Genomic DNA, 20805 nt, shown 5'->3' on the forward strand with positions numbered 1-20805 from the left:
ATTCGACTACCCTATCACATTTCGCGACGGTTTCCGTAGCGGGATTTAAAAGTTTATAATTTCCCCATCGTTCGCAAGATGCCCTCGCGACGAACAGATAAAAAGGAAAGTTGGGAATCTATGGTTGTTATGAATGATCCTTCGCCAGGCGTCCTGTCGGTTTTTGATTTTGACGGCACGCTGACCCATAGCGATAGCTTTGTCCCGTTCCTGCGGTTTGCCTTTGGGCGAAAAACCTTCGCGCGCAAGATGATGCGTATGGTCATTCCGACGCTCAAATGCCTGCGCCGGAAACTGACCCGCGATGAATTAAAAGAAATACTGATTTCCACCTTCTTAACCGGCGTGAATGAGCAGTGGGTCAAGGACAAAGCCGAAGTGTATTGCGCGAAAAACTTCGAAAAAATGATGCGCCCGCGTGGGCTGATGGCTGTTGCCGCTGAACTGCGTTCTGGCGCCGAAGTAACGCTGTGCTCTGCATCGCCAGCTATCGTGCTGCTGCCGTTCGCCGAACGTCTGGGCGTGAAGCTCATCGGGACTCAGCTTGAAGTGGTGGACGGCGTGTTAACCGGCCGCATTAATGGCCACAACTGCCGCTGCGATCAAAAGATTCAGCGTCTGGAACAAGTTTATGGCCCGCTCAACCAGCTGCATTTGCGCGCCTGGGGCGATTCCAGAGGGGATTATGAGCTGCTGACCGCGGCCAGAGATTACCACTGGCGCCACTTCCACCGCGCCAAATCTCGTCGTCGCTCACCTATCGAAAGATTACGCCTCGACAAACATCTCTAAACCTCGTCATCAGGACGCCCTCGCCCGAAGGCGTCCTTCATCTTATCTAGTTCTTGCTGTCGCTTGATTCGGCTTTCGCCGGGAACATCACGCTGAGGATGATGCCCACGGCCAGCACGCCCAACACAACGTACAGGCTGGCGGTGGCCGAGATGCTGTAACCGTGGTGCCAGATGTGTTCGCTGGCGTTAAGCCCGAGCTTAGCGGCGATAAAGAACAGCAGCACCACCACCGCTTTTTCCAGATGAACGAGATACTGCTTTAACGCTTCCAGCACAAAATACAGGGTACGCAAACCAAGTATGGCGAACATCATTGCGCTGTAGACGATCAGCGGTTCACGGCTGACGGCAATAATGGCCGGGACGGAGTCGAAAGCAAACATCACGTCAGACAGCTCAACTACCGCCACGCAGAGCATCAGCGGTGTAGCATACAGCGTGGCTTTTTTTACTCGTCCCACGGTGATGGCCTGGTTTTCTGGCTTCGCCAGCTCGTGGTCAACCTCAGCCTGGTTAAGCAAGAATTTGCGCCCGGCAAGCTTTGGCCAGAGAGGGAAAAAGCGTTTTACCAGCCGATAAGCCAGATGCTGAGAGTAGTCCTCAACTTCGTCCTCTCCATCGTTGCCTTTGAGCATCATCACCGCCGTCCACGCCACAATCAGCGCAAACACGATTTCAACATAAGGCCCCAGCGACAGCAGCCCCGTACCGATAGCCACAAACACGCCTCTGAAGACAATCGCGCCGATAACGCCCCAGTAGAGCACGCGGTGCCGGTAGCGATCGGGAATACCAAACCAGGCAAAAATCGCCATCATCACGAACAGGTTATCGACGGAAAGCACCTTTTCAAGGGCATAACCGGTGACAAACAGGCTGGCGACTTCCGCCCCGTGATGAAGATATAAAAAACCGGCAAAAAGCATTGCCACTGCAACCCAGAACACCGACCACAATGCGGCACTTTTCAGCGAAATAGGTTCGTCTTTGCGGTGCATAAAGAGGTCGATGAAAATGGCCCCTACCGAGAGCGCAAGAAATACCGCTACCGTTTCGGTCGGGAAACCAATATGTGTAGATACCATGTTTTATCCTTAAGGAATGACGGAGGTGGTTTCGGGGGATCCGGCGCCACCTCACTCCATTCAGGATAAGCGGTAAGAGAAAAAAGGGTAGCCTTTTTCTGACATTAGGACACAAACCAAGACCAGGGCTGTTATTTAAATCGATCTCGCATCCCCCGCGTACTGCGCTACCGCCTGCTGTAACCTCGCCGTCTGGCTGTCGTTGGCCGGGCTTATCATCGCGTAGTTATAGCGGCGATCGCTCCAGTATTGTGCCTTCAGATTATCGGCCTGGCGCTCTCCTTTCCCCAGCGTAAACATACCGGAAGGCCGGATGTAATACGCCACGCGCGTGCCCTGAGTGTCCCGGTAGACCACCAGTGCCGCTGGCCCCTGCTCGGTCACCATTAAACGCCCGCCCACCAGCGTAAAACCATAATTATCCAGATCGGGAGCCAGCGCGCCGTTAATAAAATAGCGGCTCATCCAGTTGTTCACCTCCGCACGATCGCTGGCCACCACATCCAGCGCTTTCACGCTGCCGCTGTTCACCAGACGATAGGCCTGCACAGCATCCTCCATCGGCAGAATTTGCCGCAGGACTTCGCTGGCATGCAGCTGCCACCCGGCCACTCCGCCCATGCCGACGGAAAACAGGAGGCAAAAAGCAACGGCTAAACGCCACCGGCGGGTACGCTGAATCTGCTGGCGTGCCCGCTGCACTTCCAGGGCAGGAGCAGAAACCTGCGGCACAAATTCATCCAAAGAAAGGCGTAAACGCCGGGCATCGGCCTGCCATTTTTTGACCTGTTCGGCCTGCTCGGGATGCTGCTGCAAATAGTGCTCAACCCACTTTTTGCGCTCGTCATCCAGTTGCCCGTCAACCCAGGCATGGAGATCCTGCTCGTCAGGTATGCGCGATTTCATTTTAATCTCCTTAATGCCGGGGTGGATGGCGTGCCCTCATCCCATTTTTGCAGCTGTTTTCTGGCTCGGGACAAGCGCGACATCACGGTTCCCAACGGAATATCCAGCGACTCAGCCGCTTCCTTATAACTCAACCCTTCCACGCTGATGAGCAGCAATAACGCACGCTGCTCCACGGGAAGCTGGCTGAACATCGCCAGCATATCGTCGTTGATCAGCATCTCTTCCGTTGACGCGGCTACCGGGTTTTCATCGCCAGTAAACAGCGACAAAATGCGCTGATAGCGTCTTTTTCGCCGCTCGCCGTCAATGAATTGCCGGTAGAGAATAGAGAACAGCCAGCTGCGAAGGCTCTCTCTCGCCGCCAGATCCCTCTCGCGGGTAAACGCTTTCTCAAGGCAGGACTGCACCAGATCCTCCGCGGCATGAGGATTACGCGTGAGCCATAGGGCGAAACGCTGCAGATGCGGCAGCATTTCCCGTATTTCCTGTTCGCTCAGTTTTGACATGATTTACTCCACTGCGCGATGTTAGCCCCGGCCTTTGAAGCCCGTCATGCTGCTGAACACCCCATCACGCAATAACAGCGCATGGAACAGAGCAGCGGTCAGATGCAACACCACGGTGACGAATAACAGCAGCGCAAGCCAGGTATGTAGCGGCCGAAGCACGGCATAAAGCTCAATATTTTTCGTCGCCAGCGCCGGTAGCGTGATGCCGCCCCCCAGCGTCACGGGATAGCCCGCGGCAGAGAGCATCGCCCAGCCTACCAGCGGCTGAGCCACCATCAGAAGATAGAGCAGCCAGTGGGATAAATGCGCCAGCGCCACCTGAAAACCCGGCAGATTTGCAGGGAGCGACGGCGTTTTATAACGAAGGCGGAGATAAACCCTCAGCATAACCAGCAGCAAAATGGCGACGCCAAGCGGTTTATGCAACGAGTATAAAAAAGCGTGTAATTCCGACACCGTGGACACCATCCCCACGCCGATAAACAGCATTGCCACGATCATCAGCGCCATCGCCCAGTGAACGACGCGCAGCACAGGGTGAAAGTAAGTCACTTTGCTCATAACTGGCCCCCTTTATTTACCTGAGCTTCTTCGTGCGTGCGGCGATTGAAGGATGACGAATAGGCCGCAGATCGCGCGCTAAGCAGCGGATCGTCCGAGCCCGAAATGCCCTCTGGCAATATCAGCGGATCGTAGTTGATGTCCCGGCAGTTGCCGTCGGCCTGATCTTGTGCGGACGTCAGCACCAGCGTGCCTGCGTTAAGTTTTTGACGGCTGTCGGGCCAGGCTTTTGTTGCATCGTTAATCACATCGCCCTTTTCAGCCACGCTGATGATCAAATCCCATTTCAGCGGCCCCTGCTGCAGGCGCTGCTTGATGTCCTGCTGCAGGAACAAAGGATTCGCTTTGTCCTGCGCCGTCACCGGCACGCCGGGGGTTTGCGACTGCATACTCCAGCGCACGCCGTGAACGTCCCCGGCTTTATTGGTAAACAAGTAAGCGTTCAGGCTGTTATAGCTGTCGCTGGCCCAGCTCGACGTCGGCACATAGCTCTTCACCCAGGCAAAAAACGGCTTTGCCTCCGGGTGAGCGCTGATAAATGCTTTCATTTTGGCTGGATCAGGTTTGCCCGTCTTAGGATCGGGCATACCCGCCATTTGCTGATCGTAGAAGCCCTGCGGCGTAGCAACGCTAAAGAACGGTAGCGCGTTCATCCCCGTGCGCCACTCCTGGCCATCACGGGTGATAAACTGCAGCGCCATACTGCGCACTGGCACCGCACCATCGGGCGCGTTGGGGTTACCGCCAGCAATTGCCAGGCGGCCAATGACCGGCGTATTACCCGGCAGAAACACCGTGGCTTTCGACAGCGCGCTGGCGCTACCGTTGGAGTCAAAATACCCCACCACGCAGATCCCTTTGGCATGATTACGGCGATAGCCGGGGTGCTCTCCTCCCGTTTTTTCCAACGCATTAACCAACTTGTCGGGAGACAAACGCTCCGGTGTCAGGGCTCCCCACGCCCAGGCAAACAGCAAGCAAAGGGCTAGCGGAATGGCGACGATCACAGTGCCCCGCAGCAAAAATTGCTGTGGGTAGCGCAAATTTTTAAACATCGCGCAGAAAGACGGACGGGGTTCTCGCATAGGTTCGGCTCACAATAATGAAATGGCATTTGGTTTTTGAGCTCATAGGACGAACGAAATGACCATTTATTCCCTGGTCTTAAAAATTTTTTACCGTCGTATTCCATCATCAAAAGCAGGGGGATTATTGTTATTAATTTCCCTACATTCCGTAGATGTCAATTTTAAAACTACTGGATCAGCCTCTTGCATTACCAGGTAAAAATTTAAATCTTAAATAAATAATAAACATTTGTTAGCAGACGTAACGAATGTACTAAGGTAATTATTCCAGCCCCGCACAGGCAAGTTTAAAAAATAGAAACAAAGTAAAACTGCAAGTGAAAAACAAAATCATTTCACTTAGGGAAAACAAAAATAAACACCATAGCTATTTATGGAATAAAGCATTCCACCATCGTCAACACTGCAAGCATCGGTGCAAAGCTGCCCTATTGACAACTTTTTGCCTGCAGATTAATTTCCTTTCCACCCTGTAAGCCTGCAAGACAACTTACCCTCCTGTATCCACTGCAGGAAAATACTCCGACAACACCATTAACATCACGCTCAATATTAATTAAAAGAGAGTTATTATGTTTAAAAACCTTTCCATAGGTGCGCGAATAAGCGGCAGCTTTATCATTATTTTATTAACGCTGGTTGTGCTGACGCTGGTGGCAATTATGCAGGTGAATAAAATAAACAACGCGCTGATCGCCATCAACGATGTCAATAACGTTAAACAGCGCTACGCCGTTAATTTTCGGGGCAGCGTGCATGATCGTTCGATTGCCATCCGCGACGTGACATTGGTGCCCACAGGCGAGCTGCAGAGCGTTATCGAACACATCCGCAAGCTGGAGCAGGATTACCAGGCCTCCGTCCAGCCGATGGAAGGCATCTTTGCCCAGGGCAGCGACGTGACAACCGAAGAGCGAACTCAGTACGAAAAGATAAAAGAAGCTGAGCAGCAAACGCTGCCGCTGGTGAATGAGATTATCGCTCTGCAGCAAAAAGGCGATGTGGAAGGTGCACGCCAGGTCATCCTCAATCAGGCTCGCCCGGCTTTTGTTAACTGGCTGGCCACCATTAACGGTTTTATCGACATGGAGACGCAGCTCAACGACGCGCTGGCTAACACTGCACGCGGGATTGCCCGCACATTCCATCTTCTGATGCTCACGCTGGCGCTGGTTGCCGTAGCGCTTGGCCTGCTAATCACCTGGTCAACCACACGCAAAATCACACTTTCCCTCGGCGGTGAGCCGGTTGATTTGCTTCGGATGACCAACGCCATCGCCGCCGGAGATCTGACACAAACGCCTGAGCTGCGTAAAAAAGATACCAGCAGTATTCTGGCCTCGCTTAGCCATATGCAAAATGCGCTGCGCCAGCTGGTGCTGGAAGTACGCCAGAACGCGGAGGGTGTGGCGAGCGCCAGTGCAGAAATAGCTAAAGGAAGCAGCTCGCTTTCTGCAAGGACGGAGAACCAGGCCGCGGCGCTGCAGCAAACTTCAGCGGCGATGGACCAGGTCGCGAGCACGGTGCGAAACAATGCGGAAAGCGCTCAGTACGCCAGCAAGCTTGCCAGCTCTGCCGCCAGCGAAGTCGCGCAGGGAAGTGAAATGGTGCAGGGGATCGTCAGCACCATGGAGGAAATTACTCAGGAGTCCGTGCGTATTGCGGATATCACGTCGGTGATTGAAGGCATTGCTTTCCAGACCAACATTTTGGCGCTGAACGCCGCCGTTGAGGCCGCCAGAGCGGGTGAACAAGGCCGGGGTTTTGCCGTTGTCGCCACTGAGGTTCGCGCCCTCGCCCAACGCTCCTCCAGTGCCGCGAAAGAAATTAAAGGCCTGATTACTGGCTCAGTACAGCGGGTGAATAGCGGTGCGCAGGAGATCGATCAGGCGGCGGAAACCATGAGCAAGATTTTAACCACCGTCAGCCAGGTGAACAGCATCGTCAACGAAATTGCGCATAACTCAGCAGAACAGGCGACCGGCGTGAATGAGGTTGCCGAGGCCGTAGCGCAGATGGATAAAAACCTGCAGCAGAACGTCGCGCTGGTTGAGGTGACCTCTTCCACGGCAACCTCTCTCGATACGCAATCCCGCATTCTGCGCGAAACCGTCAGCGTTTTCCAGGTCGCGTCCTGAGAGAAAACGGGGAATCGTCATTCCCCGTTTTTTTATTTCGGGAAATTAATCACCAGGTGGCTGTTGTCGTCCTTCTGGTTCAGTGAACAGCCCGGGGCTTTATCGCTCGAGTCGAAAGAAACCACAGGGCCGGGACGCATATCTTTAGGCCCTTGCTCACGGCTATGGTGAAAATGACCGCCGCCGCCCCAAACCAGCGTTTTACGAGCGCCAATGGCGCGCTCTTCCTTTTCTGCCGCAGCGTTCCAGGCAATATTGAGCGCCAGTCGTTTGTTCATGTATTTGATGGCTTCCATCGGCGTTTTTGGCGCAGCGCCGGGAATATGGCGGTCAATGCCAGCGACGGAAATGCCGGCTTTGTGCGCTTCATAAAGTGCCCCGGCAACCTTATCCACCCAGGCCTCTCCGTGCTTTGACCAGGCATTCATGATGAAATTTTTTGTCGCCTCTTTGCCATGAGCCAGCGCTTCGCGAAACAAGGCGTTATCGCTGTACTTCACAAACTCTACCGCCAGCAGATCCACACCCGCCTTTTTCAACTCGGGAATGGCATGGCCGACAAATTCTGGGATCGCAAGCTGACCATGCACATCGCCCAGGTAAGCAAGCTTGTTATCACGGAACAGGTTAGCCAGAGCCTGAACGGGATCGTTTACCGGCGGCTTAATTTTAATATCTGGGTGGATCCTTCCGCTGGCGTTAAGTGCGGCGGGCTGAACGCGATTTGACTGACCGACTGCAGAAAACATGGTTATCTCCGATGTTGGGATGTTTTCTGGTAAGTGGGTCTCGGAAAATTGAGTTCCTGAAAATAGGGTGAAAAAGATGTGTCTAAACGCAACACCCGGCTATTCAAGCGGGTTGCCGGTTCAGGCAGACGTTATCTTTTGTAATCGTTGTTGAGACTCTTAATGTCGTGCATACAGTCCATCACGCTGGGAATGGCAACGAGTTGCGAGGCTTTCAGCAATGTCGTTTAACCGCTGTTTTCCTGCCTTTGATACTCCGTTATCATGGGCCATCTGCGGGGCGATTCCCGCGTGCAGTTTACGCCGTATTAGTGAGCAATAATGAGAACCAGAAACATCACTAACCACTTAAAATTCAACGAAATGGATATCATCACTCCATGAGTACTAGCGAAACCTTCGACGCCCACACCCCGATGATGCAACAGTACCTGCGTCTTAAATCTGAACACCGTGACATTCTACTGTTTTACCGCATGGGTGACTTCTACGAACTGTTCTATGACGATGCAAAACGCGCTTCTCAGCTGTTGGATATCTCCCTGACCAAGCGCGGGGCTTCTGCAGGCGAACCTATTCCTATGGCGGGTGTGCCTCATCACGCGGTGGAAAACTACCTGGCCAAGCTGGTGAATCTCGGCGAATCCGTGGCTATCTGCGAACAAGTTGGCGACCCGGCCACCACCAAAGGGCCGGTTGAGCGTAAAGTCGTTCGCATCGTCACGCCGGGCACCATCAGCGATGAAGCGCTGCTGCAGGAACGTCAGGATAACCTGCTGGCGGCTATCTGGCAGGACAGCAAAGGCTTTGGCTATGCGACGCTGGACATCAGTTCCGGGCGCTTTCGCCTGACCGAGCCGGAAGACCGTGAAACCATGGCCGCGGAGCTTCAGCGCACCAATCCGGCCGAGCTGCTGTATGCGGAAGACTTCGCCGAGATAAGCCTGATTGATGGCCGCCGCGGTCTTCGCCGCCGCCCGCTCTGGGAGTTCGAAATTGAAACCGCGCGCCAGCAGCTAAATCTGCAGTTTGGCACTCGGGACCTGACCGGTTTTGGCGTCGAAAACGCCCACCATGCACTTTGCGCCGCCGGCTGCCTGCTGCAGTACGTCAAAGATACCCAGCGCACTTCCCTGCCGCATATTCGTTCCGTAACCATGGATCGACAGCAGGACAGCATCATCATGGATGCCGCCACCCGTCGTAATCTTGAGATCACCCAAAACCTGTCCGGCGGCGTGGAGAACACGCTGGCCTCGGTGCTGGACTGCACCGTGACGCCGATGGGCAGCCGGATGCTCAAACGCTGGCTGCATATGCCGGTGCGTAACGTCGACGTGCTCACTAAGCGGCAGCAAACTATTGCGGCCCTGCAGGAGCGCACCACAGATATTCAGCCTACGCTGCGCCAGGTCGGCGACCTGGAGCGTATTCTTGCCCGCCTGGCACTGCGCACCGCTCGCCCACGCGATCTGGCACGTATGCGATATGCCTTCCAACAGCTGCCCGCCTTGCGTGAAACCTTGTCGGATGTAAGCACCGACTATGTGCAAACCCTGCGCGAGCAGATGGGCGAATTTGCAGAGCTGCGCGAATTACTCGAGCATGCCGTTATCGAATCTCCGCCAGTACTGGTGCGCGACGGTGGCGTGATCGCCCCCGGCTATAACGAAGAACTGGACGAATGGCGAGCCCTGGCCGACGGCGCAACCGACTATCTGGATCGTCTGGAAATCCGCGAACGCGAACGCCTGGGCCTTGATACGCTGAAGGTCGGGTTTAACGCCGTACACGGCTACTACATTCAGGTCAGCCGTGGTCAAAGCCATCTGGTGCCGATCAACTATGTTCGTCGTCAGACGCTGAAGAACGCCGAACGCTACATTATTCCTGAGCTGAAAGAGTACGAAGACAAGGTCCTGACCTCTAAAGGCAAAGCGCTGGCGCTGGAGAAACAGCTTTACGATCAGCTGTTTGATCTGCTGCTGCCGCACCTGGAAGCGCTGCAAAAAAGCGCCACCGCGCTGGCGGAGCTGGACGTGCTGGTTAACCTGGCCGAGCGCGCTTATACCCTGAACTACATCTGCCCGACGCTGACGGATAAGCCCGGCATTAAGCTGGTCGGTGGTCGCCATCCGGTAGTGGAACAAGTGCTCAGCGAACCGTTTATCGCTAACCCGCTAAACCTTTCCCCTCAGCGTAGAATGCTGATTATTACCGGCCCGAACATGGGCGGTAAAAGTACCTATATGCGCCAGACTGCATTAATTGCTCTGCTGGCCTATATCGGCAGTTTTGTGCCGGCGCAGCAGGCTGAAATCGGCCCGGTTGATCGCATCTTTACCCGCGTGGGCGCTGCCGATGACCTGGCTTCCGGTCGCTCAACCTTCATGGTGGAGATGACAGAAACCGCCAATATTCTGCACAACGCTACGGAACACAGTCTGGTGCTGATGGACGAGATTGGCCGCGGCACGTCAACCTATGATGGCCTGTCGCTGGCCTGGGCCTGCGCCGAAAGCCTGGCCAACCGTATCAAGTCGCTGACGCTGTTCGCTACCCACTATTTCGAGCTGACTACTCTGCCGGAAAAAATGGAAGGCGTGGCTAACGTCCATCTTGATGCCGTGGAGCATGGGGATACCATAGCCTTTATGCACAGCGTGCAGGACGGGGCGGCAAGCAAGAGTTACGGTCTGGCCGTAGCCGCGCTGGCGGGTGTACCGAAAGACGTGATCAAACGTGCACGTCAGAAGCTGCGCGAGCTGGAAAACATTTCCGGTAATGCGGCCGCAAGCCAGGTGGATGGAACGCAAATGTCGCTGCTGATCACGGCGGAAGAGACATCCCCTGCCGTCGAGGCGCTGGAGAACCTGGATCCGGATTCACTTTCTCCGCGTCAGGCGCTGGAGTGGATCTACCGACTGAAGAGTTTGGTGTAGCCGTTACCGAACGGCAGGCATAAAAAAAGCGGTGATTTGCATCACCGCTTTTTTATTTGAGGAGTCGATTATTCGCGGAACAGCGCTTCGAGGTTCAGCCCCTGAGCCTGCAGGATTTCACGCAGACGACGCAGACCTTCAACCTGAATCTGGCGAACGCGTTCACGAGTCAGGCCAATTTCACGGCCCACATCTTCCAGCGTTGCAGCTTCATAACCCAGCAGACCAAAACGACGGGCCAGCACTTCACGCTGCTTAGCGTTCAGTTCGAACAGCCACTTCACGATGCTTTGTTTCATGTCATCGTCTTGCGTGGTGTCTTCCGGGCCGTTGTCTTTCTCGTCCGCCAGGATATCCAGCAGCGCTTTCTCAGAGTCACCGCCCAGCGGGGTGTCTACCGAGGTAATGCGCTCGTTGAGGCGCAGCATACGGCTAACGTCATCAACCGGTTTATCCAGCTGCTCGGCAATCTCTTCGGCACTCGGCTCGTGGTCGAGCTTGTGGGAGAGTTCGCGAGCGGTACGCAGGTAAACGTTCAGCTCTTTCACAATATGAATCGGCAGGCGAATCGTACGGGTTTGGTTCATGATTGCCCGTTCGATGGTCTGACGAATCCACCATGTGGCGTACGTTGAGAAACGGAACCCACGTTCCGGATCGAACTTCTCAACCGCACGAATCAGCCCCAGATTACCCTCTTCAATCAGATCCAGCAGCGCCAGACCACGATTGCTGTAGCGACGGGCAATTTTTACCACCAGACGCAGGTTACTTTCAATCATGCGTCTGCGGGAGGCCACATCACCGCGCAATGCGCGGCGAGCAAAATAAACTTCTTCTTCGGCTGTTAATAATGGAGAGTAACCGATCTCTCCAAGATAAAGCTGAGTCGCATCCAGTACACGCTGTGTAGCACCCTGTGACAGCAGCTCTTCTTCTGCAAGGTCGTTATCACTGGGTTCCTCTTCTACAAGGGCTTTTTCGTCAAAAGCCTCAACTCCGTTCTCATCATATTCCGCGTCTTCGTTTAACTCGTTAACTTTCAGCGTATTCTGACTCATAAGGTGGCTCCTACCCGTGATCCCTGGGCAATACATTCAATGAATGTTTTGCCGGTTTATCGCTGCGGCAAATAACGCAGCGGGTTTACGGATTTCCCCTTGTAACGAATTTCAAAATGCAATCGTGTAGAACTGGTTCCGGTGCTACCCATGGTAGCTATTTTTTGCCCCGCCTTAACTTCTTCTTGTTCCCGGACCAGCATTGTATCGTTATGGGCGTAGGCACTCAGATAATCATCGTTGTGTTTGATGATGATTAGATTACCGTAACCGCGCAGCGCGTTACCGGCATATACCACGCGCCCTGCGGCGGTCGCGATAATTGCCTGTCCTTTACTGCCAGCGATATCGATCCCTTTGTTGCCCCCTTCGGTTGCCGCAAAGTTTTCGATGATCTTACCGTCGGTCGGCCAGCGCCAGGTTGAGATTGGCGAGCTGTTAGACGTACTGCTAACGGTAGGTTCGGTAGAGCTAACCACAGGTGCCGTCACCGGTGCTGTGACAACAGTCTCAGCTGGCTTATTGCCCGGTAACATTTTAGTAGCACTCTGTTCACCTGAATCCTCAGAATACGTAATTGTCGGTTTAGAAGCAACTACCCTGGTTGAGTTTTGTTCAACTGGCGTCGCGACGCCCTGCGCGCGGGCATCGGCGGCGGTCACCGCGTTCCCACCGGTGATTGGCGTGCCGGAGGCGTTGCCGACCTGGAGGGTTTGCCCTACTTCCAGACCGTACGGGGCCGGTACGTTGTTGCGCTGCGCCAGGTCACGGAAGTCGTTCCCGGTAATCCACGCAATGTAGAACAGAGTATCGCCGCGTTTAACGGTGTAGGTGCTGCCGCCCGCGTAGCTCCCTTTAGGGATGTTGCCGTACTGACGGTTGTAAACAATGCGGCCATTTTCGGTGCGCACTGGTTCTGAAACGACAGGTTGAGCCTGAGGCTGACGAACCGGCTGAATCTGCGGCTGCTGAACAGGTTGGATCTGAGGTTGTTGAATCGGAGCGGACATTGTCGGTGGCTTCGTCACCAGCAGGCTGCCAGTTGAAGAGCCTGAAGCATTGCCGTTGCCGCCAACGGAACTGATGGGTGCCTGGGTGTTATTATTGCTTGTACAGCCTGCCAGCCAAAGGCTGGTTAGCGTCAACATCGCCGCCCGGCGTAAAGTGAAAGTTGGGCTTCCCGCGCTCATTTATCCCCCAAAATGATAACAACCAGATATGCATAAAACACTGTAGAAAAGCGGCGTAAACCACGCCAGCTTTTGCTGAATTCGGCTACGTTACGCCGAATCGGCAGCAAGAAAACCGGATATTTCCGGGTTATGCTAATTCGCCGCGCACTAAGGGCACAAAGCGAACAGCTTCTACCGTGTCGATTAAAAATTCATCCCCGTGGCGCCGCACACGCTTCAAAAACTGCCGGTCGTCCCCCACGGGTAAAACAAGAATGCCGCCTTCATCCAGCTGCGACAGCAGCGCAGTGGGAATTTCCGGCGGTGCCGCTGTCACAATGATAGCGTCGAACGGGGCTTTTGCCTGCCAGCCCTGCCAGCCATCGCCGTGACGAGTCGAAACATTGTGTAAATCCAGCTGCTTCAGGCGACGCCTGGCGTGCCATTGCAGACCTTTGATACGCTCCACGGAGCAAACATGCCCCACGAGATGTGCCAGAATCGCGGTCTGGTAGCCAGACCCGGTGCCAATTTCCAGCACTTTTGACTGCGACGTCAGCTCCAGCAGCTCCGTCATCCTCGCTACCATATACGGCTGAGAGATAGTCTGACCAGACCCAATAGGTAACGCGGTATTTTCCCAGGCTTTGTGTTCAAACGCTTCGTCGACAAACTTCTCACGCGGCACCTGCGCAATAGCCTCAAGAACCTGTTCATTCTTGATGCCCTGGGCACGTAATTGATCGAGAAGAGCCTGTACGCGTTTGCTTACCATTGCGCCTCAACTCCGGCCTTTTCAAGCCAGTGGCCAACGACTTCATGGGCGCTATGTGCGGTTAAATCGACGTGCAGTGGCGTCACCGACACATAGCCTTCGTCGACGGCGGCAAAGTCAGTATCTGGTGCAACATCCAGTTTTTCTCCCGGCGGGCCAATCCAGTACACCGTGTTGCCACGTGGATCTTCCTGGCGAATCACCTGGTCCGCCGGATGACGGCTGCCGCAACGCGTGACGCGAATGCCTTTGATTTGGTCCAGCGGTAAATCTGGGACGTTGATATTTAGAATACGCCCGGTGCGCAGCGGTTCACGGGCCAGCGCCCGGAGGATAGAGCAGGTGACCGCGGCTGCGGTCTCATAATGCTGATGGCCATCCAGCGAAACGGCCAGCGCTGGCAGCCCTAAATGGCGCCCTTCCGTCGCCGCCGCAACGGTGCCGGAGTAGATAACGTCGTCGCCGAGGTTTGGCCCGGCGTTGATGCCCGAAACCACAATATCCGGGCGCGGATGCATCAAGGCATTGACGCCGAGATAGACACAATCCGTCGGCGTTCCCATTTGAACGGAGATATCCCCGTTGGCGAGGGTAAAGGTTCTTAGCGATGACTCGAGCGTCAGCGAGTTTGATGCGCCGCTGCGGTTTCTGTCCGGCGCCACCACCTGCACCTCGGCAAATTCACGCAACGCCTTCGCCAGCACCTGAATACCAGGTGCATGGATTCCGTCATCGTTACTCAGCAATATTCGCATAATCACCCGCTGTGTTCATGAGTTCCCTGACAACGCTGGTGGCAAAACTTCCCGCCGGTAACCAGAAATTCAGCTCGACGGTGACATCATCCCACCAGTTCCAGCTCAGCTCTTTCGGCTGAACCAGCATCGCACGGCGCGCCGCTTCCACCCGCTCACGCTTCAGCAGCCCCAGCAGAATCTCTTCGTCCGCCACGGATTGCTGCTCAAAAGCCAGCGCTGCATTTTGCGTTCCCCACTCGCCATCGCCCGGCAGCGAAGCGGTGATCAGCAGTTCGCCGTCATTCACTCGCTGTTGCAGGGTGGGAAGTTCTTCCGGGGTCGCCACAAACCAGCTGCCGCGTCCTGCCAATTGTAGCGCATCGCCATCAACAACTTGATTAAAGTCTGTTTTTTTCAGGCGCTGGCTAACAATCTGATTAAACAACGCGCTGCGGGCCGCCGACAACCAAAAACTGCGTTTATTTCTGTCGCGCAGCGGCGCATTGCTTTCTGCCCAGCGCTTCGCCTGATGCAGGTTATTGCCGCCGATGCCAAAACGCTGGCTGCCGAAATAGTTAGGCACGCCCTGCTCCGATACGGCCTGCAGGCGCTGCTCCATCTCGAGGAGATCGCTCACCTCGCGCAGCACGAGGGTAAAGCGGTTTCCCTTCAGCGCCCCTAAGCGCAGCTTGCGTCGGTGACGAGCAAACTCCAGCACCTGGCAACCTTCGAGCGTAAAAGCGCTCATATCCGGCATCTCTTTGCCCGGCAGGCGAACGCAGAACCACTGTTCGGTCACCGCATGTTTGTCTTTTTGCCCGGCAAAGCTAACTTCACGCGCATGAACTTTGAGGAATTTCGCTAGCGCATCGGCCACGAAACGCGTATTGCAGCCACTTTTCAGAATGCGCAGCAGCAGATGTTCGCCGTCACCGTCCGGGCCAAAACCCAGATCCTCAATGACCACGAAATCTTCCGGGCTGGCCTTGATCACGCCGCTGCCCTGCGGCTTGCCGTGCAGCCAGGTCAGGTTTTGCATGTCCATTACTTGCTGGCCTTATGCAGCAGCGCGACGGCTTCGCAGGCAATACCTTCGCCGCGGCCGGTAAAGCCGAGTTTCTCGGTGGTGGTTGCTTTGACGTTGACGTCATCCATATGGCAGCCGAGATCTTCGGCAATAAACACGCGCATCTGCGGGATGTGCGGAGCCATTTTCGGCGCCTGGGCGATAATCGTCACGTCTACGTTCCCGAGGGTAAAACCTTTGGCCTGAATACGACGCCAGGCTTCACGCAGCAGTTCACGGCTGTCCGCCCCTTTGAAGGCCGGATCGGTGTCCGGGAACAGCTTGCCAATATCCCCCAGCGCAGCCGCACCCAGCAGCGCATCGGTCAGGGCATGCAGAGCAACGTCACCGTCGGAATGAGCCAGTAGCCCTTTTTCGAACGGGACACGAACGCCGCCAATAATAATCGGGCCTTCGCCGCCAAAAGCATGAACATCAAAACCATGTCCGATACGCATTATAAATTCTCCGTTTGGGTTAACCGCGTAAGATAGAAAGCCGCCAGGGCAAGGTCTTCAGGGCGAGTCACCTTGATATTATCCGCCCTGGCGCTAATCAATTCTGGATGAAAGCCGCAATATTCGAGGGCCGACGCTTCATCGGTAATAGTGGCGCCTTCATCCAGCGCGCGCAGCAGGCAGCTGCGCAAAAGTTCGAGTGGGAAAAGCTGCGGCGTCAGGGCATGCCAGAGATCTTCACGATCGACCGTATGGGCAATCAGCCCTTTGCCGGGCTCACCGCGCTTCATGGTGTCGCGAACCGGTGCCGCCAGAATACCGCCGACTTTGCTGCTGGTGGTAATCGACAGCAGGTTATCCAGGTCGTCCCGATGCAGACAGGGGCGTGCGGCATCATGCACCAGCACCCATTCCGCATCACCTGCGGCCTGCAGGCCAGCCAGCACGGAATCTGCGCGCTGCTTACCGCCAGTCACCACGGTGACGCGAGGATGGGTTGCCAGCGGCAAAGAGGAAAAATAGGTGTCGTTGGGACTGAGAGCCACGATCACCTGGCCCACACGCGGATGCGCCATCAGGCTGGCCACCGTGTGTTCGAGAATCGTTTTGTCGCCGATGTGTAGGTACTGCTTAGGACATTCCGTTTGCATACGGCTGCCGATACCGGCGGCCGGTACCACGGCAATTACGTCCGGGGAGGAGTCTGCCATGCCTTTCACTTATGCTGAGTTATCGATTATTTTGCCCGGCGTTGGAGGTATTACCGTTAGCTGCGCGTTTGGAGGCATCCGGCACCAGGCGGTAGAAAGTCTCCCCCGGCTTGGTCATGCTGAGTTCGTTGCGAGCGCGCTCTTCAATCGCTTCCTGGCCACCGTTGAGGTCGTCAATTTCGGCAAAAAGCTGATCGTTGCGAGATTTTAGTTTGGCATTGGTTGCCTGCTGCGCAGCGACATCTTCGCTGACGCGTGTGTAATCGTGTACGCCGTTTTTTCCGAACCACAGCGAATACTGAAGCCAGACCAGCAAGGCCAGCAACAGCAGCGTTAGTTTACCCATCCTGCCCCCTGAAAAACGGCACAATCATCCCACAACTTTTTCGTCGACTCCACTGCGGCAAGCCACCCTGCGCGCCAAATCGCGCCAGAATTTACCACATAACGCGAATTCATGCGCGATTGGAGCAAGTTTAGCTTAACGTTGCCCATAAATAGTCTGTTACGGTTTGACGCAGTTCGGCACGGCTAACCCATAAGCCACATAAAGAGCACACCGAACATCAGCGCCACGGAGAGCAGCGTAGCCACACAGCTGAACAGCAGCTTGCCACGCAAAATGGAGTGCAAGGCAATACCCACCACCACCGCGACCGGCATCAGCGCCAGGAAGAATGGCCAGGTGTAGAGGAAGAAAAAGAGCGTGTTGGGGCCATAGACCAAAAAGGGAATACCTAGCGCCAGCAGCCACGACAAAAAGCCGATAAACGCCCCGGGCAATGACCAGGTAGTTTCCTCGACCGTCGGACTGGGTTCAGCCTGAGAGATAACGATATTCGTGCTGTTGCGCATAACTGATTTCATAACCCTGATGGCCGGAAGCGTTGTGCTTCCGGGCGTCTTCAGCAATTGATGATATCGTCGCGACGCAGCAGGTCTAATATTTGGGCCACTAAATTTGTTACTAATTGTTCGCCGTCTAAGTGAATTTCGGCCCGCAACGGCGCCTCATACGCAGAATCAATCCCGGTAAAATTCTTCAGCTCCCCGGCTCTGGCTTTCTTGTAAAGCCCTTTAGGATCGCGCGTTTCGCAGATGGCCAGCGGCGTGTCCACAAACACTTCGTAGAAGCGACCTTCTCCGGCGCGCTCGCGCACCATTTGCCTTTCGGCCCGATGCGGCGAGATAAACGCGCTGAGCACGACCAGGCCCGCATCCACCATCAGGCCGGCTACTTCGCCGACTCGCCGGATGTTCTCTTTACGGTCCTCATCGCTAAAGCCCAAATCGCTGCACAAGCCGTGCCGCACATTGTCGCCATCAAGCAAATATGTGCTTACGCCAAGTTTATGCAGTTCTTGCTCAAGGGCACCGGCGACGGTTGATTTCCCGGAGCCGGACAAGCCGGTAAACCACAGCACCGCGCCGCGGTGCTTGTGCAAGGCTTCACGCTGCTCACGCGTCACCGGATGAGCATGCCAGACCACGTTTTCATCATGGTCGGCCATTACTTGCCTCCCAGCAGGTCACGCGCGCCCCAGTGTGGGAAGTGGCGACGCACCAGAGCGTTAAGCTCAAGCTCAAATGCGCTGTAGGCCGAAGGTTCCTGATAAACCTCTGCCTGCGGCTCACGCACCATGCCTGCACCGACGGTCACGTTGCTCAGGCGGTCGATGAAAATCAGCCCGCCGGTCACCGGGTTGGCCTGGTATTTATCGAGCACCAGCGGCTCATCGAAGGTGAGATCTACCAGCCCAATCCCGTTCAGCGGCAGGCTTTCTACCACGCGCTGAGTCAGCGAGTTAATTTCAACCTGGTACTGAATATTGTCGACGCGCGCACGGGTTTTCTTCCCGGCGATTTTGATATCGAAGCTCTGGCCCGGCACCAGCGGCTGTTCCGCCATCCAGACGACATCCACCTTCGCACTCTGCACCGCAGCCAGCGATTCCGTCGCCTCTACCAACAGGTCGCCCCGGCTGATGTCGATTTCGTCTTTCAGCACCAGGGTAATCGCTTCCCCCGCGCCGGCTTGTTGCAAATCTCCATCAAAAGTCACGATTCGGGCAATGCTGGATTCCACGCCGGACGGCAGCACTTTGACGCGCTGGCCGACGTTCACGATGCCCGAAGCTAGCGTTCCCGCATAGCCGCGGAAGTCGAGATTAGGACGGTTCACGTACTGCACAGGGAAGCGCATTGGCTGCTGCTCCACGCCGCGAATAATCTCTACCGTTTCCAGCACTTCGAGCAGCGTCGGGCCGCTGTACCACGGCATTTGAGCGCTGGCGCCGGCGACGTTGTCCCCTTCCAGCGCGGAAAGCGGCACAAAACGGATATCCAGGTCCGCCGGCAGCTGCTGGGCAAAGGTCAGGTAATCCTGCTTGATCTGCTCGAAGGTCTGCTCGCTGAACGCCACCAGATCCATTTTGTTGATCGCCACCACCAGATGTTTGATCCCCAGCAGCGTGGAGATAAAGCTGTGGCGACGGGTTTGATCCAGCACGCCTTTGCGGGCGTCGATCAGCAGGATCGCCAGGTCGCAGGTTGATGCTCCGGTCGCCATATTGCGGGTGTACTGTTCGTGCCCCGGCGTGTCGGCAATAATGAATTTGCGCTTCTCGGTGGAGAAATAGCGGTACGCCACATCTATGGTAATGCCCTGCTCGCGCTCGGCCTGCAGCCCGTCTACCAGCAACGCTAAGTCGAGCTTCTCGCCCTGCGTGCCGTGACGTTTGCTGTCGGTATGCAGCGAGGAGAGCTGATCTTCATAAATCTGGCGCGTGTCGTGCAGCAGGCGACCAATCAGGGTGCTTTTGCCGTCATCGACGCTGCCGCAGGTCAAAAAGCGCAGCAGGCTTTTGTGCTGCTGGGCATGCAGGTAAGCTTCGACGCCGCCTTCATCAGCGATTTGTTGTGCAATAGTGGTGTTCATCTGGCGGCTCCTTAGAAATAACCCTGGCGTTTTTTCAGCTCCATCGAGCCGGCCTGGTCGCGGTCAATCATGCGTCCCTGGCGTTCACTGGTAGTGGAAACCAGCATCTCTTCGATGATCTCCGGCAGCGTCTGCGCGGTTGACTCCACCGCGCCGGTCAGCGGCCAGCAACCCAGGGTACGGAAGCGCACCATACGTTGTTCAATCACTTCACCCGGCTGCAAATCGATACGATCGTCGTCAATCATCATCAGCATACCGTCGCGTTCCAGTACGGGACGCGGAGCCGCCAGATACAGCGGAACGATGTCGATATTTTCCAGGTAGATATATTGCCAGATATCCAGCTCGGTCCAGTTAGAGAGAGGGAAAACGCGAATGCTTTCGCCTTTATTTATCTGGCCGTTGTAGTTATGCCACAGCTCAGGGCGCTGGTTTTTGGGGTCCCAGCGATGGAAGCGATCGCGGAAAGAGTAAATACGCTCTTTGGCACGGGATTTCTCTTCATCGCGACGCGCGCCGCCAAAGGCAGCATCAAAACCGTATTTATTCAGCGCCTGCTTAAGCCCTTCGGTTTTCATGATATCGGTATGCTTTGCGCTGCCGTGAACAAACGGGTTAATGCCCATCGCCACGCCTTCAGGGTTGCGGTGCACGATAAGATCGCAGCCGTAGGCTTTCGCCGTGCGGTCACGGAATTCGTACATTTCGCGGAATTTCCAGCCGGTATCAACGTGCAGCAGCGGGAACGGCAGCGTACCTGGGTAGAAAGCTTTACGGGCCAAATGCAGCATGACCGAAGAGTCTTTCCCAATGGAATACATCATCACCGGATTAGAAAATTCGGCAGCGACCTCACGGATAATATGGATGCTTTCAGCCTCCAGTTGCCGCAAGTGAGTGAGTCGTTTTTGGTCCATAACCTTCCCTTAAGCAGATGCGCCGCGGCCGTTCATCGCAGCCGCTTGAGATTTAATCTAAGGGGACTATAAGTCTTGGGCTTATTTGTTATGAAATTACGAATTGGAATGACTAGTTCCCGAAAAGAATAACGCCACGGCAAAGCTAACAACAAAATGTGCTTAACCAGCCGTTTTTTCGCGGGTTTAAGAG

21 protein-coding genes are annotated in these 20805 nt (G+C 55.3%); 3 read left to right on the top strand and 18 right to left on the bottom strand.

What is annotated here, in order from left to right:
- The first annotated feature begins 120 nt into the window (after positions 1-120).
- Complete coding sequence (locus tag LH86_RS00900) at positions 121-792, top strand: HAD-IB family hydrolase (RefSeq protein WP_156106999.1); 672 nt, start codon at positions 121-123, stop codon at positions 790-792.
- 46 nt (positions 793-838) lie between these two features.
- Here the strand turns inward: LH86_RS00900 and LH86_RS00905 are convergent, their stop codons facing one another.
- The 5 genes from LH86_RS00905 to LH86_RS00925 form a co-directional block, all read right to left on the bottom strand.
- Entirely contained in the window at positions 839-1879 is a 1041-nt protein-coding gene (locus LH86_RS00905; RefSeq protein ID WP_039297594.1) for a TerC/Alx family metal homeostasis membrane protein, read from the bottom strand.
- Between the two features lie 135 nt (positions 1880-2014).
- Positions 2015-2785: an anti-sigma factor family protein gene (locus LH86_RS00910; RefSeq protein ID WP_039297596.1), complete on the bottom strand. Its 771-nt coding sequence runs from the start codon at positions 2783-2785 to the stop codon at positions 2015-2017.
- Positions 2782-3294, bottom strand: a complete 513-nt coding sequence (locus LH86_RS00915; RefSeq protein WP_039297598.1) for an RNA polymerase sigma factor — start codon at positions 3292-3294, stop codon at positions 2782-2784. Before LH86_RS00915 ends, LH86_RS00910 begins: the two co-directional genes overlap by 4 nt.
- Positions 3295-3315: 21 nt before the next feature.
- Entirely contained in the window at positions 3316-3858 is a 543-nt protein-coding gene (locus LH86_RS00920; protein ID WP_039297602.1) for a cytochrome b, read from the bottom strand.
- Positions 3855-4943 (bottom strand): catalase family peroxidase, encoded by a 1089-nt coding sequence (locus LH86_RS00925; protein WP_419656341.1) that lies wholly within the window; start codon positions 4941-4943, stop codon positions 3855-3857. Before LH86_RS00925 ends, LH86_RS00920 begins: the two co-directional genes overlap by 4 nt.
- Positions 4944-5518: 575 nt before the next feature.
- Between LH86_RS00925 and LH86_RS00930 the strand changes: the two genes are divergently transcribed.
- Positions 5519-7084, top strand: coding sequence for a methyl-accepting chemotaxis protein (locus LH86_RS00930; protein ID WP_039305815.1), 1566 nt, complete (start codon positions 5519-5521; stop codon positions 7082-7084).
- A gap of 32 nt (positions 7085-7116) precedes the next feature.
- On the opposite strand, the gene LH86_RS00935 is transcribed toward LH86_RS00930, so the two are convergent.
- On the bottom strand, positions 7117-7833 hold the full coding sequence (locus tag LH86_RS00935) for a Type III secretion system effector HopBA1 (RefSeq protein ID WP_081942988.1): 717 nt from the start codon (positions 7831-7833) through the stop codon (positions 7117-7119).
- A 380-nt stretch (positions 7834-8213) separates the two neighbouring features.
- Between LH86_RS00935 and mutS the strand changes: the two genes are divergently transcribed.
- Positions 8214-10775: a DNA mismatch repair protein MutS gene (gene mutS, locus LH86_RS00940; protein ID WP_039297605.1), complete on the top strand. Its 2562-nt coding sequence runs from the start codon at positions 8214-8216 to the stop codon at positions 10773-10775.
- 68 nt (positions 10776-10843) lie between these two features.
- On the opposite strand, the gene rpoS is transcribed toward mutS, so the two are convergent.
- From rpoS to cysD, 12 genes are all read right to left on the bottom strand, one after another.
- A complete protein-coding gene (rpoS, locus tag LH86_RS00945; protein ID WP_008458325.1) occupies positions 10844-11836 on the bottom strand; it encodes an RNA polymerase sigma factor RpoS in 993 nt (330 codons plus the stop codon).
- A gap of 56 nt (positions 11837-11892) precedes the next feature.
- Positions 11893-13026, bottom strand: coding sequence for a murein hydrolase activator NlpD (gene nlpD / locus LH86_RS00950; protein ID WP_039297608.1), 1134 nt, complete (start codon positions 13024-13026; stop codon positions 11893-11895).
- A 130-nt stretch (positions 13027-13156) separates the two neighbouring features.
- On the bottom strand, positions 13157-13783 hold the full coding sequence (locus tag LH86_RS00955; RefSeq protein ID WP_039297611.1) for a protein-L-isoaspartate(D-aspartate) O-methyltransferase: 627 nt from the start codon (positions 13781-13783) through the stop codon (positions 13157-13159).
- Positions 13777-14538 (bottom strand): 5'/3'-nucleotidase SurE, encoded by a 762-nt coding sequence (surE, locus tag LH86_RS00960; RefSeq protein ID WP_039297614.1) that lies wholly within the window; start codon positions 14536-14538, stop codon positions 13777-13779. The genes LH86_RS00955 and surE overlap by 7 nt, the downstream gene beginning before the upstream one ends.
- On the bottom strand, positions 14519-15565 hold the full coding sequence (gene truD / locus LH86_RS00965) for a tRNA pseudouridine(13) synthase TruD (protein ID WP_039297617.1): 1047 nt from the start codon (positions 15563-15565) through the stop codon (positions 14519-14521). Before truD ends, surE begins: the two co-directional genes overlap by 20 nt.
- A complete protein-coding gene (gene ispF / locus LH86_RS00970) occupies positions 15565-16044 on the bottom strand; it encodes a 2-C-methyl-D-erythritol 2,4-cyclodiphosphate synthase (protein ID WP_038479457.1) in 480 nt (159 codons plus the stop codon). Before ispF ends, truD begins: the two co-directional genes overlap by 1 nt.
- Positions 16044-16754: a 2-C-methyl-D-erythritol 4-phosphate cytidylyltransferase gene (gene ispD, locus LH86_RS00975; protein WP_039297621.1), complete on the bottom strand. Its 711-nt coding sequence runs from the start codon at positions 16752-16754 to the stop codon at positions 16044-16046. Before ispD ends, ispF begins: the two co-directional genes overlap by 1 nt.
- A 19-nt stretch (positions 16755-16773) precedes the next feature.
- Positions 16774-17100 (bottom strand): cell division protein FtsB, encoded by a 327-nt coding sequence (ftsB, locus tag LH86_RS00980; protein WP_008458337.1) that lies wholly within the window; start codon positions 17098-17100, stop codon positions 16774-16776.
- A 185-nt stretch (positions 17101-17285) separates the two neighbouring features.
- Positions 17286-17609 carry a DUF3561 family protein gene (locus LH86_RS00985; RefSeq protein ID WP_008458338.1) on the bottom strand — a complete coding sequence of 108 codons (324 nt, stop codon included), beginning with the start codon at positions 17607-17609 and terminating at the stop codon, positions 17286-17288.
- Positions 17610-17659: 50 nt separating this feature from the next.
- Entirely contained in the window at positions 17660-18265 is a 606-nt protein-coding gene (gene cysC / locus LH86_RS00990; protein ID WP_039287155.1) for an adenylyl-sulfate kinase, read from the bottom strand.
- Positions 18265-19692 carry a sulfate adenylyltransferase subunit CysN gene (cysN, locus tag LH86_RS00995; RefSeq protein ID WP_039297624.1) on the bottom strand — a complete coding sequence of 476 codons (1428 nt, stop codon included), beginning with the start codon at positions 19690-19692 and terminating at the stop codon, positions 18265-18267. The genes cysC and cysN overlap by 1 nt, the downstream gene beginning before the upstream one ends.
- An 11-nt stretch (positions 19693-19703) precedes the next feature.
- Positions 19704-20612 (bottom strand): sulfate adenylyltransferase subunit CysD, encoded by a 909-nt coding sequence (cysD, locus tag LH86_RS01000; RefSeq protein WP_008458345.1) that lies wholly within the window; start codon positions 20610-20612, stop codon positions 19704-19706.
- Between the last annotated feature and the right edge of the window lie 193 nt (positions 20613-20805).

Source organism: Cedecea neteri, from assembly GCF_000758325.1.
Lineage (GTDB): Bacteria > Pseudomonadota > Gammaproteobacteria > Enterobacterales > Enterobacteriaceae > Cedecea > Cedecea neteri_B.